Source organism: Adlercreutzia sp. ZJ242, from assembly GCF_011038995.1.
Lineage (GTDB): Bacteria > Actinomycetota > Coriobacteriia > Coriobacteriales > Eggerthellaceae > CAAEEV01.
Map to the genome: position 1 here is coordinate 26,156 of NZ_JAAKEE010000001.1, position 12,153 is coordinate 38,308.

Below are 12,153 nucleotides of genomic sequence, written 5' to 3' on the forward strand. Positions count from 1 at the left end.
GTATCGTCGCGAGAGGTTTGTCGCTCTTTGCGGCGGCCCAGTATCAGCGCACAAGCCCTGTCTTCCTCTGTGCTGCGGGAAAAAGGTAGTCTGGTGAAGGTTCGGCACAAGTGCGTCCGCAGAGCCGTCGAGTTCACCGACGAGGTGATGGGCGGCCTCGACATCAAGCGGGACAACATCGTGCACCCGGTCGGGTTCCTCAGGCAGGCGCCGGCCATGGTCCAGGGCATCTCGGGAAGAACCAAGCGCTACGTCAGCGTTACCGCTCGCGTGGACGAGGACGGGCGCGTGCGGCCCTTGTCGATCCAGTGGTACGACGGCAGGACCTACGCCATCGACGACGTGAGGGACGTGCGGCGCTCATCGTCGCGCAAGGTCGGAGGGGACGGCATCTGCTACACCATACGCATCGGCGAGCGCATCATCCAGCTCTTCTGCGAGGACCCGCGCTGGTTCGTAGAGGAGATCGTGGCGGACGGGCTCACACCTTGAGGCTCCCAGCAGCGAAGTCTTGCCCGGCCTGGGCCGCCGAGCCTCTTCCTGCGGGGCGCGCCCTGGCCTTCTTCTTGTTCGAAAGCCCTGCCGCCCGTTCCGGAGACCTCCAGACGTTCGAGTCCCTTCGTCACGCCTCTAGTCAGGCAACTCTCGCACGGAATCCGCCACACGCCGCAAGGCGCCCATGTCCTGCACAAAACCCGCGCAAGCGGGAATTATTGATCCACGTCGTTGCGCAGGTTGCGGGCCTTCGCCCTTTGCGAAGACACGTGCTTCTTCCTTGCAGCTTGGCGGAACCCGCGCGGGCCGTCTGTCAACGAGGCGATGAGCAAAGGGCCGTCGCCGAGACGATCAGGAGGTCTTCACAATGGGAAATCGGGCAGTCATCACAACGCCGAAGAAGGATCTGGCGCTCTACCTGCACTGGAACGGCGGTCGCGACACGGTGAAGCCGCTGCTCAAGTGCTGCGAGCTCCAGGGATACCGTCCCCCGAGCCAGGACAGCTACGGATGGGCGCGGATGGCGCAGGTCATGGGCAACTTCTTCGGAGGCTCCTTAAGCGTGGGCATCGACCGGTTCGACCGGCTCGGCGACCAGGGCGACAACGGCGTCTACGTCATCGACGGTTGGAGGATCGTCGGCCGCATCGAGGAGGAGCTCGGCGACGACTGCGACGCCACGGGCTGGCACGAGTTCCCCGCGTCCCGCGAGCAGCACGAACACGACTTCGACGACATGCTGCGAATCTTCGATAAGTCCATGCCCCCCCGAGCTTCGGCTCGGCTCCTTCCTCGACTCCGTCGAGGTCCCCGTCTCCGACGTCCGCGTCGGAGACCTCGTGTACATGCGCGACTACGAGTCAGCGTGGAAGGTGTACCCGGTCGTCGGCTTCGGCGATGGCGTGCGCAACGGATCCGACATGGCCGGCGTCCCCTACGTCGCGCGCTACGACCACGACGGCGACTACTCCTGGAACTGCAACAACTACGTGCAGGAAGGCGTCGCCCGCATCATGCCGCGCAGGTAGGCACCCCTGGGAGCCGTCGGCCCGCATCGGGTCGGCGGCTCCCGTTGACGGCGCTGGTATCATGTATGCCATGTGCGGAAGATGCGTCATACTCACCTTCGACGAGGTGCTCGAGGTCATCCGGGAGATCGAGATAAACTCGCCCGTGAACGTCGAGCCGGACTGGCCTGCCCGAAGACTGCAGGCCTACCCGAAGTCGACGGCTCCGCTCATCGTCCCCGAGTTTGACACGTCGCTTGCGCCTCCCGCCCTCACTTCCGAATCTCTTTCCGCCCGCGAGCTCTCATGGGGGTTCGAGGAACCATGGAAGCCCGGCGTCGTGTTCAACACGCGCATCGAGAGCGCCGCAAAGCCCACCTGGCGCGATTCCATGGAGCATCGCCGCTGCGTCATCCCGGTGAGAGCGTTCTTCGAGACGCATCGCGAGGAGACCTACCCCTCGCCGAAGACCGGCAGGCCCGTCAAGCGCCAGTACGAGTTTCGTGTGCCGGGACAAAACGTCATCCTCATCGGCTGCACCTGGAGGGGCGGCAGCTTCTCCATGGTGACCACCGAGGCGAACGCCGACATGGCGCCGATCCACCACCGCATGCCGCTCATCGTGCGCCAGGAGGAGCTGCCGCTTTGGCTCGGGCCTGATTACCGGCAGCTCGCCGACCGCTCGCCTATAAGGCTCGAAGTCGAGTGGGCCTGAGGCCGCGATTGGTGATCTCATTCGGCCAAGGGCCATGTTCAGCTCCTGAGCCGGGGGGAAGTTTCTTTCAGGCGCAGTATGGAGAATGCTGGAGCTTGCGTATTCTTGCAGAGGCAGGCTTTTTTTGGCAAACTACCCAAGCGTCGTGCTGTTTCTGCTATATTGGTATCTATATGGGTTACTGATGGAGGGCTTATGGCACGAACCATACCGAAGGGGCTTTCCAGAGTGCTCGAGGAGCTCGAACTCGAACGGCCCCAGCTCGTGACCACATCCCAGCTTGCAGAGCTGTGCGAGAGGGCCGGCATTCGCACTCCCGCCAAGGTTGTCGCCTCCCGGCTACGCGAGCGGGGGTGGCTCTTGCCCACGACGCAGCGCGGCGTGTGGGAGTTCGCGCCGGCAGAGCTCGCGGGCGCGTACTCGAGCGCGGACCCCCTGCTCCCTCTCAAGGCGCTCGCCGCCGCCCGCGCGAACGAACGGTTCGCCCTCGCCTCCCAGACCGCCGCATGGGCCCTCGGGCTGGCCGACAGGGCGCCGGCGGTCCTCGACGCGGCGTTCGAGCAGGCCCCCGCATCGGTTCCGGAAGGGGTGTGCGCCAGCACGTACCGGCCGAACGTTCCGACAGCCACGGCGAAGGGGGTCGCCGCGCTCGCTCCGGAGAGCATCGTCGTGCACATGGTTCAGCGCCCGAGCGCGGTGAGGTCGTGGCAGGGGGTGGCCGAATGGCTGCCCGACGTCGCGTACGAGCTGGATGCCGCGACCATGCTCAAGGAGCTGGAAGGCCGTCCGCGCGCGGCTGCCGTCCGGACCGGGTACCTCCTGCAGGGCATGCGGCCGGACGTCGCCGACGCCATCATGGAGGGGATCCCTCCTCGCTCGAAGACGCGGTTCGGCGCAGGTGCGGCGAAGAGGAACGACGAGAGGTGGCAGGTGTCCGACGCTACCCTGCCCTTCGACCCCCGCGAGATGAAGAGGGCTCTATGACAGGAGAATATAACATCAACATCCAGCCCGGCCACATAGCGCGCCACACGCCCAGGAACGCCGGCGCGCAAGGACGCGAGGCCGCGGTCGTCGACATCGCCCAGGATCTGCTGCTGCGTCACCTCCACGACGGGGGGATGCTGGACGGCGTCGCCATCAAGGGCGGCACGGCGATCCGCAAGCTCTACGCGGGCAACGAGGGCCGTTTCTCGCTGGACCTCGACTTCGCAGTACCGAGGTCGGTCAGGATCGCGATGATGTCGCACTCTCGTTCGCGGCGTCGGTAGACGGGCTTGAGATCGGCCCGTTCCTTTACGGCGTGACGGAGCGCAGAGGCAAGTGGTCGGTGACGTTCTCGAATGGCTTCGTCGACGAGCCCACCCTGGCGACGAAGCTCGACTTCTCGCCCGCGACATGTACGACCTCGCCTGGGTTTGCTCGCAGGGGCGGCTTTGGGGAGAGCTGGACAAGGCCCTCGTAAGGAGGCTCGCGGTCCTCAAGGTCTGGACGGATTCGAACGGCATTCATGCGGGCAACGCGGCCTGGGGCCCGGCGCATGCGAAGTCGGCGCTCGACCCGGAAAGGTGGCTGCGCCCCCGCGGCTCCAAGGAGTTCGACATGGAGGACATCGGGGCGCTCGCCGTGCCGATTCCCAAGCCGGAGGAGCTTTCCGATCGCGTGCGCATCGGGTTTGCGTTCCTGGCCGAGCTCGACTCGCAGGAAGAACAGCTCGCTCAAATCCTCTCCCCGCGACCGCGTCCTGGCGATCAGGCTCCTGGAGGAGCTTCCCGGGGGAAGGTTCGGCGGGGGAATCCTCTATTGACGGGGGCAACGCGCTGGCGGGTGTCGCTCGACGCCGAGGATGCTGCGGATCATAGACTGGGCGAACTCACCTATCGGCCGAATCCGGCAGGTAGATCAAGGTGAGCGTCTTGCGATGTGTCTTCGGTTCGAACTCGAGAAATTGTCGGCATTGTTGCCGGACCATTTAAGAATGTCTTTCGTGTTAATCGAGAATGCGAGCTCAATCTGAACTCAACGCGAACTCAGCGTTTCGCGTTTGCGCTGGTCAGTGATTTACTCCGCTATGCGGAATTTACTCCTGGACTATTCCAGAGGAGTAAATCTTCGGGAGACGGAAGCTCTTCTTCTGGGCCGTGAACTCAGATGTCGGGAGGGCGTAGTAAAATACCAGTTCAGAGAACTGACATCGGCATCTGGAATTAATTCCCTTGTCAGGTGGCCTCATCGGTTGATTTAGGTGAGTTCAAAACGATACTGTAACATCAAAACACGCATAGGATTGAGCGACACGAGATGGACGAAGCGATGTGCGTAGCATGAAAAACAAATTCTGCGACGATCGAATGGAAATAAGCCATGGACACTCTGCGGTTCATGCGTGAACATCGAGACTATTTCGAGGACTTTGTCACGCGCAGCACCTATCATTCGAACGCCATCGAAGGTTCCACTCTGTCCTATGCGGAGACATATGCCATTCTCTGGAATGACAATTCTCTGGAAGTGAAGGCAACGGCACGAGAGCTCTACGAGGCCATCAACCATAAATATGCTCTGGCTACCGCGATGAATGAGGGGACCGGTCAGCTTACTGAGGCTCTGATCAAGCGTATTGCCCATGATGTGAACAGAAACATTAACGAGCTGGATGGATATCGCCGAACAGGAGTGCTGATTCGCGGAGCCGAGCATCTTCCACCAGCTGCCAATCAGGTGAATCAGCTCATGATGCAGCTCGTCTACGAATACAACCATGACGATGAAACCAGCCCGTTTCTAAGAGAAGCGCGCTTCCATATTCGCTTCGAAAGGATTCACCCGTTCGAGGATGGAAACGGTCGGACTGGGCGCATTCTGATAAACCAAGGGCTGATGAAGGACGGCTTTCCTCCCATCGTGATTCCCTTCGAGAGACGGGCGGAGTACATGGACCTTCTCGCAAGGGGCGATGCCGATGGGCTGGCGGAGATATTTCGAGGGTTATCAGAAGAGGAGCGACGCCGCATAGAGTACTTTTCTGATCTCGATTAGCTTGGCGATCTCGTGCTAGCGTCGCGTGGTCTCGATCGGCTTCAGGGCCTTAGCTTCGAAAAACGCAATCTTCTTATTTTGCTTGGCTTTGATTTGCTTGGTGGTTGTAGTTAGCAAAGCGGTCGAACGGTGCGCAAGACACCCACCTCCGGCGCTTTCTTTGTGTCTGTATGCAAAATGGGGTTAATAGGGTTGGGGTATAATGCTCTCTGCACCTTTACGGGATACTCTTCACGGGGCTCTTATTGACCATGGGCCAGGTGATTGGCTGGAATAAATACGAGGAGGTGTGTCTGAGCACTTGATCGAGTCGAGCAACATCCCGATTGGAGACACGGAAAACAGAGATTGCGAGGATGGTCGGGCACGACAAGCTGTCAAGCTCCTTCGTCAATATCCTTATGTATGGCCTTCTTATTTCGCCAAAACGATACTTCTCACGTTTGTCCTATTTTCCTTGACGAAGATCGCTCCTGCGATGCATCCATTCTTACTGGCTATTGTCTGGGCGACTCTAAGTGCCTTCGTCTCAATCGGGTTTACGTATTACGTTATTGTTAGGCGCACGGTCAAACAACATGCCTACATAGACGGGGGTTGGAGATCAAGGCTAAACCAGGGCAGAAAAATCCCCTTAATCGTCTCGTTCATGATCTCCTCCATCCTCATGGCCAGCCTATTGTTCTCCATGTCGAAATGGGAGACTTTCGTATGGATCATGGCATGCCTTGCCGTCGTGGTTTTCTGTCCTCTGGCCTTCGCTGTGGGGCGAGTTGTGCGCAGCGGTTATGAAGCGCCTTATCGATTGGCGATAACTGCCAATACCGCAAGTTGGATAGTAGTCGGCCTGCTATGCGCGGGGTATCTCATCTGCTCTGCTCTTGAACCGAGTACCGCGCCCCTCAGCGCTACGGATGCATTCCTGCGCTCGTCCAGTCCTTTGTCCGAATCCCAATCGGTTCTTCTTTCCGAGGCTGGGAAGCTAGGGGCCTTAGCGGATGGCATGACCGATTTCGGCCTGTCTAAGGCAGCAGAAGTGTCGTTTGGAGGATATCTGGCCGCAAGGGTCTTTGTGGCAGCCGCCGGTTTCATCGGCTTTTCTAGCATCCTTGCCATTTTCTTCATCCCGACCAGCGAGCTTAAGCGCGTTTTTCTTCCGATCGAGTCAGCTAAAAACCCAGACGTCTCGTATTCGGCGAAGACTAGCTATATCGCTGCTGTCTGTGCGCTGCCAATCGTTCTAGTTGCCGCGTTTCTCTATGCGGAGGGGTCGGCTGCGTACATAGTGCAAAGCAGCGAATACTCTTTCGCGGAGAGCCTTATTCGCGACAAAGCGGGAGTCGTTGTTGCGGTCATAGACGACAAGTACTACGACCCTGAAGCTGTAGAACAAATCTACGATGATGCAGTAGCGAAATACGATGATCTGACTCGCAAGTCGCACGAGGCCATTATTGATTCGATTAATGACACGTGCAATAAGCAGATCGCGAATGTGGACGCCTATCTCGACTGGTACTATAGCCTCACCGCAGACTACGAAAGGCTCGCTCAGGTTTTCACGGGAACCATCGAGGACGGTATGCGTGAGCAACTTGCTAATCGCATCAACGAAGGAATAGACGCAGGGGCAATCCAATCGCAGCTTGACGAGCTTTCGTCGGGCGTCAACGATGTCGAGGAAGATCTAAAAGCGAGTCTTGCTGAATGTGAGATTGCAGATATTCCCGATTGGCTGATTATAGACAAGAGGGAAATGGACCTAGAGAGCCTAACCACCCCGCCAGAGCCGACAAGTCAACTGCTTGGATTCAAGGATCGCATGCTAGCGAGCTTTGGTGCGGGCACCGTCGGAGGTGTGATCGCCGGTAAATCTACCGCCAAGCTTCTCGAGAAGCCCGTTTTCAAAAACATCTCATCCAAACTGGCAACCGCTCTTGCCAGGCGCGGTCTTTTGAAGACAGCGAGCGCGGGTGTTGGGTCGCTGATTGCTCCCGGTGTTGGCACTGCGGGTGGCATAGCGGTTGGGGTTTTGACGGACTATCTTTTCGTGAAAGCCGACGAGGCGATGAACCGAGAGGCTTATAGGGAAGAGATAATTGCCGCTATCAACGAATCACGCGATGAGATGATCGCGGAAGTCGAAGCGCGATAGGGCGATCTGCGTCAAGATTTCGAACGCGAAATCAACAGAAATCATGCTGCCAGCGACGTCTTCCCTCAGGGTTTCGCGCAGAGTTCTGCGGTGATCGCAGTTTCGGAGCGAAACCAACCTCCAGGATCTTTTCGTTGAAATACTTAGACGATATGCAAGAGGCCTGGCAGAGCAGACGGTTAATGGCAAACCGAACCTTTCCTGCCAAGATGCTTCGTCATGAGGCTCTGTCGACGATCAGGAAACGGTCTTTCCCTTTTCGCTTGGCCTCGTACAAGGCTGCGTCCGTCTGCTGGTAGATTTCATCGATCACGAGCTTCTCCGGGATGAAGGACGCGCCCGCGCTGACGGACAGCCCCTCTCCGGGGTACTCCGACTCGAAGGTCTCCCGCACCCGGTCGATGAACTTGCGCAGCATCCCCTCCGCCGCGTCGGCGGTGAGGGGGCGCCCTGCGAAGACGGCAAACTCGTCCCCGCCGAGCCGGGCTGTGATGTCACCGCTTCGGTTGAAGAATTCGTCCAGCTGCCGGGCAAAGCTCCTCAGGGCCACATCTCCCTCCGGGTGGCCGAACTTGTCGTTGATCTGCTTGAAGTTGTCCAGATCCATGATGATCAGCATGCCCTGTCCGGGGTGCGCCGCCACCGCGTTCTTCAAGGCCTGCCGAAACCCGGACCGGTTGAGCAGACCGGTGAGGTTGTCGGTTCTTTCCCGGACGTCCATGAGGGCGATCTGCTTGGCTGAGCGAAAGGTGACCAGCACCAGAAGCAGGCAGGCTGCCAGGGACGTCCCCACCATGATGACCATGATCTGGTCCAGGTTTCGCAGGGCCTCCCTGCTGCTCATGCAGGTGACGAAGTACCAGTCCATCGCCTCGATGTGGATGACGTTGGTGATGTAGCTGCCGTCTTCTCCCTGGACTTCATGCTGGCCGGTCTGGTCCTGGGCAATCAGACGGTCCACGTTCTGGTACAGCGGAGCACTCTCCTCGCTGTTCAGCGGCTGCCCCACCGTGGAGGTGTCCGAATTGGCCAGGATGATCCGACTCTGGCCGGTAACGAAGAAAGCGTAGCTGATGTTGTCTTCCGTGATGTCGGCGACCACCTTGGAGGCGTAGTCCAGGTAGACGTCCGCCGCCACCACGCTCTCCACCGGGCTGTTGTTGACCCGCGCGGAGGCGCTGACGCACACCTCTCCGGTCATCACATCCACGTAGGGCTCTCCGAAGCCGAAGTGATCCCGCGCCAGTCCCTCCCAATACCAGTTCCGCTCCGCTGGGACATAGTCTGCATCCGGGACCCATCCGGAGGAGTCGAAGTAGTTATTCTGCCGGTCTCCCCAGTACAGGCCGTAAGGGTAAGCCTCATGGCCGGGGTAGGAGGTTCCCATCAGCTCAAAGACCTGGGGATCGTCCATCCCCACCTGCTCAATCATGTCCTTGTAGATGTCCAGCTCGCCGAGGATCTCCTCCGCCCATACGCCCACCGCTTCCGCGCCGCTCTGGGACTGAAGGGCCAGCTTCTCTTTGGAGAGATCCATAACCTCCTGCTGGACCAGAAGGAGAAGCATGATGAGCAGCGGAAGCACGATGAGCATAACGGAGCAGATCAGCTTGAAGCCAACGCCGGAGATCTTCGCTTTCTTTTCCATGTGCAACAGCTTCTTTTCCTTCAGGTACCTCCCAGAGAGCCATCTGTCATTATATATGTGTCTTGCGGGGGGCTGACAAATAACTGCCGAAGGAAGTACCGGTGAAGAACGCCTGTCTCTCGAGGCGCTGCTTTCGAGCTCCTTCAGGATCAATGGCCTCTATTCTCATCGTGCAATCGTCGGACGGCTTTCTCTTGCAGGTCTGTTCCTGATGGTTTTATCCAAGCTGACCAGCCATCAAAGCAGATGCGAGCCCTGGAATGACTTGCCAGATCATCTTCGCTAGTTAAGTTCGGCGTTTGGTCAGAAGAGATGTAACGCCTTGCTGCCACTCCAGGAAGATCGCAACTGGCTCAACGCCAGTAAGGCATCTCGCTTGATGCTGTTCGTTCGCCATAGCATTGGGCGCGAAGAACTCTATGGACCGAGAAAGTCTGACGTAGTGTAGGGGAATTTCGATCTTGTCGTCTCGTGGCGTGGAAAATGCTCGTGACTTCCTGTCGAGCTTCTTGCTGGCGAATATAATCTAAGGAGAGATTATTTACTGCACATGAGTTCGAAAAAACAAGTGTCGCCGTCAAGCTGTTGCCGAAAGCTGCTCGGCGGCGCTCGGCGCGCATTTGCTTTGGGCAGCGCATCCATCTAAAGGGAGCAGGTGCTGTATGGCAGAAGAGAACATCTCGCAAATCGTCCTGTTCGAGTCTTCCGACGGAGAGGTGTCGCTAGACGTTCAGGCGGACAGCGAAACCGTTTGGCTCAATCAAGACCAGATGGCTCTCTTGTTCGATACGTCTAAGCAGAACATCAGCTTGCATGTCAACAACTGCTTCAAAGAGGGAGAATTGGAGAGAGATTCAGTCGTCAAGAAATCCTTGACAACTGCTCGCGACGGCAAGAGATATCAAGTCGGATACTACAACCTCGATGTGATTATATCGGTCGGCTATCGCGTGAAGTCTCAACGTGGCGTTGAATTCCGTCGTTGGGCAACTGACGTGCTGCGCAGGTACATAATTGAAGGTCGCGTGGAAAACGGGCGCAGGCTGCAACAGCTGGCTCAAGCGGTGCAGCTGCTAGAGCGAGTCGCGGAAGACTTGGATACCAGCCAGGTGCTTGAGATCGTGAAGAGCTATGCTCCTGCTCTTGACCTTCTTGACGACTACGATCACCAGCGCATCGAGAAACCGGAGGGCAGTGATGCGGTCTACGTTTTGGATTACGACGAATGCCGAGGTTTGATCGACGCACTGAGGTTCGGCAATGAAAGCGCCCTGTTTGGCGTGGAGAAAGATGATACCTTTAAGAGCAGCATTGGCGCGATATACCAGTCTTTTGACGGGCGAGAAATCTATCCGTCGGTACAGGAGAAGGCGGCCAACCTGCTCTACTTCATCGTGAAGAACCATTCCTTCCATGATGGGAACAAGCGCATAGCTGCAACTATCTTCTTGTATTTCCTTGACAAAAACGGAATTCTCTATGATTCGGGAAAGAAGGTAATCAGCGATAGCGCATTGGTTGCGGCCACCATCATGATTGCGGAATCAAAGCCCGAAGAGAAGGACATGATGACTTTGCTTGTAATGAACTTCCTCAGCTGAGAGACTAGCAAATGCTTGTGCTTCGAATTATTGGGAAGCGCTTAATTCCGACAGCGGCGTCAAATAGCATCTCGCCACTTGTTCCATTGGCTCATTGGTAGCTCATGATCTTTTAGCTCAGCCCCTGAGCTCCTTGATCCTCGCCCGCATCAGCTTGGGGAAATCGCGATACCGCATGCCGACGAGCTTCGTCAGGCGGCTCTGCATGAAGGCGAAGCATGCGAAGTAGAGCACGACCGCAACGAGGTACTCCCACCATGCAACCGAGCAAAATGCGATCAGATAAGCCAGGCATCCCGCGCCGAGGGCGAATTCCGCGAGCGCGGTGACCATGCCGGGCGTGTAGGGGCGCGTCTGCTGCATCAGCTTGATGCCCATCACGTGGACGATTCCCTCGAAGAGGCCCAGATAGACCGGCAGCAGGACGAGGATCCAAACGCGATCGAAGAAGAACGGAACAACCGTGAACCCGATGATGAGGGCCATGGTGGGTATGCGCGAGAGGTTCGCGATCTCTTGGCTCACCTTGCGCTTGAGCAGGTTCGCGGCCATAAGGTCGACGAAGCCGCCGGGGTACTTGCCCTCCTCCCACTCATGCAGCACGAACAACCACATGAATCCGAGCATGAAGCGCTGAACCGCATCGAGGCTCGGACAGATTGCGGCGGCGCACACGATGAACGTGCCCAGTATGAACGTGAGCACTTCCAGGTTGTATTTCGCAATCCAGTTTCTCATAGCGAACCACCCGTCTTTTCCTGGGATCTGCGAAGGCGCGGCAAGCATGCGCGCAAATCCGATATAGTGTCTGATAATAGTATCGGGGCGCTGCCCGCCAACATCAACCGACACAGCAGGCTGTTTTGTAGGAAAGAAGAAAGCCATGGCCAAGAAGAACCTCGAGAAACGAGCTGCCACTCGAAAGAGGATCATGGACGCATGTTGGGACGTCTACGTCGAGAAGGGCGCAAGCGGGTTGACCGTGAAGGAGATAATCACCCGCGCGAAGGTCCACAGGAGCACGTTCTACGAGTACTTCGATTCGGCGCAGGACGCATTCGACGCCCTTGAAGACGAACTCATAGCCCTTATCCAGGCGGAGGCGCTCCTTGCCATGAAGAACGACGCGAACGACCCGGCGTCATTGGTTCGACATGTGTACGTGGAGCACCAAGAGAGACTTTCCGTCTTGCTCGGATCCCAAGGGGATCCCTCGTTTTCGAGGAGAATCGCGGATGCCATCATCTGCTCAGTTGGAGGCTCGCTGGACTTGGGCGAACCGGACGACCAGGTGCCGTATGTGCTGGAGTTCGCCCTCGTCGGGGCCCTTTCCGCTATTACGCTGTGGTATGAGCGCGGCTGCGATCTCTCGTCGGATGAGCTGGGCGCACTTGTCGCAAGAATGCTCAGGGCGGTCACGGCATCGTAAAAAGAGAGGCATTTCGCCTGCTGTAATCTGCGGCAACTTGCTGTGTAGCTGCATTAAGGTCTGT

13 protein-coding genes are annotated in these 12,153 nt (G+C 58.0%); 10 read left to right on the plus strand and 3 right to left on the minus strand.

Going from position 1 to position 12,153, the window contains the following annotated elements; genetic code table 11:
- Positions 1 to 93 precede the first annotated feature (93 nt).
- On the plus strand, positions 94 to 492 hold the full coding sequence (locus G7Y49_RS00125) for a hypothetical protein (RefSeq protein ID WP_370519547.1): 399 nt from the start codon (positions 94 to 96) through the stop codon (positions 490 to 492).
- 559 nt (positions 493 to 1,051) lie between these two features.
- On the opposite strand, the gene G7Y49_RS12145 is transcribed toward G7Y49_RS00125, so the two are convergent.
- Positions 1,052 to 1,219: a hypothetical protein gene (locus tag G7Y49_RS12145; RefSeq protein WP_241157198.1), complete on the minus strand. Its 168-nt coding sequence runs from the start codon at positions 1,217 to 1,219 to the stop codon at positions 1,052 to 1,054.
- Between the two features lie 121 nt (positions 1,220 to 1,340).
- Here G7Y49_RS12145 and G7Y49_RS12150 point away from each other — a divergent pair, with 121 nt between their 5' ends.
- The 7 genes from G7Y49_RS12150 (at position 1,341) to G7Y49_RS00160 (ending at position 7,411) form a co-directional block, all read left to right on the plus strand.
- Complete coding sequence (locus tag G7Y49_RS12150) at positions 1,341 to 1,523, plus strand: hypothetical protein (RefSeq protein ID WP_241157199.1); 183 nt, start codon at positions 1,341 to 1,343, stop codon at positions 1,521 to 1,523.
- 70 nt (positions 1,524 to 1,593) lie between these two features.
- Positions 1,594 to 2,217 carry an SOS response-associated peptidase gene (locus G7Y49_RS00135; RefSeq protein WP_206214481.1) on the plus strand — a complete coding sequence of 208 codons (624 nt, stop codon included), beginning with the start codon at positions 1,594 to 1,596 and terminating at the stop codon, positions 2,215 to 2,217.
- 195 nt (positions 2,218 to 2,412) lie between these two features.
- Positions 2,413 to 3,201: a type IV toxin-antitoxin system AbiEi family antitoxin gene (locus tag G7Y49_RS00140; RefSeq protein ID WP_165170022.1), complete on the plus strand. Its 789-nt coding sequence runs from the start codon at positions 2,413 to 2,415 to the stop codon at positions 3,199 to 3,201.
- A complete protein-coding gene (locus G7Y49_RS00145; protein ID WP_165170024.1) occupies positions 3,198 to 3,488 on the plus strand; it encodes a nucleotidyl transferase AbiEii/AbiGii toxin family protein in 291 nt (96 codons plus the stop codon). Before G7Y49_RS00140 ends, G7Y49_RS00145 begins: the two co-directional genes overlap by 4 nt.
- Before the next feature lie 127 nt (positions 3,489 to 3,615).
- A complete protein-coding gene (locus G7Y49_RS00150) occupies positions 3,616 to 4,128 on the plus strand; it encodes a hypothetical protein (protein ID WP_206214482.1) in 513 nt (170 codons plus the stop codon).
- Between the two features lie 453 nt (positions 4,129 to 4,581).
- Positions 4,582 to 5,256, plus strand: coding sequence for a Fic family protein (locus tag G7Y49_RS00155; RefSeq protein WP_165170028.1), 675 nt, complete (start codon positions 4,582 to 4,584; stop codon positions 5,254 to 5,256).
- A 649-nt stretch (positions 5,257 to 5,905) separates the two neighbouring features.
- Positions 5,906 to 7,411: a hypothetical protein gene (locus G7Y49_RS00160; protein ID WP_206214483.1), complete on the plus strand. Its 1,506-nt coding sequence runs from the start codon at positions 5,906 to 5,908 to the stop codon at positions 7,409 to 7,411.
- Between the two features lie 217 nt (positions 7,412 to 7,628).
- On the opposite strand, the gene G7Y49_RS00165 is transcribed toward G7Y49_RS00160, so the two are convergent.
- The gene (locus tag G7Y49_RS00165; protein WP_165170032.1) at positions 7,629 to 9,059 is read right to left on the minus strand and encodes a sensor domain-containing diguanylate cyclase; all 1,431 of its coding nucleotides are present in this window, start codon (positions 9,057 to 9,059) and stop codon (positions 7,629 to 7,631) included.
- Between the two features lie 662 nt (positions 9,060 to 9,721).
- Here G7Y49_RS00165 and rhuM point away from each other — a divergent pair.
- Positions 9,722 to 10,660, plus strand: coding sequence for a virulence protein RhuM/Fic/DOC family protein (rhuM, locus tag G7Y49_RS00170; RefSeq protein ID WP_165170034.1), 939 nt, complete (start codon positions 9,722 to 9,724; stop codon positions 10,658 to 10,660).
- Positions 10,661 to 10,777: 117 nt separating this feature from the next.
- On the opposite strand, the gene G7Y49_RS00175 is transcribed toward rhuM, so the two are convergent.
- The gene (locus G7Y49_RS00175; protein WP_165170036.1) at positions 10,778 to 11,398 is read right to left on the minus strand and encodes an HXXEE domain-containing protein; all 621 of its coding nucleotides are present in this window, start codon (positions 11,396 to 11,398) and stop codon (positions 10,778 to 10,780) included.
- A gap of 145 nt (positions 11,399 to 11,543) precedes the next feature.
- On the opposite strand from G7Y49_RS00175, the gene G7Y49_RS00180 reads away from it, so the two are divergent.
- The gene (locus tag G7Y49_RS00180; protein ID WP_165170038.1) at positions 11,544 to 12,089 is read left to right on the plus strand and encodes a TetR/AcrR family transcriptional regulator; all 546 of its coding nucleotides are present in this window, start codon (positions 11,544 to 11,546) and stop codon (positions 12,087 to 12,089) included.
- Positions 12,090 to 12,153 lie beyond the last annotated feature (64 nt).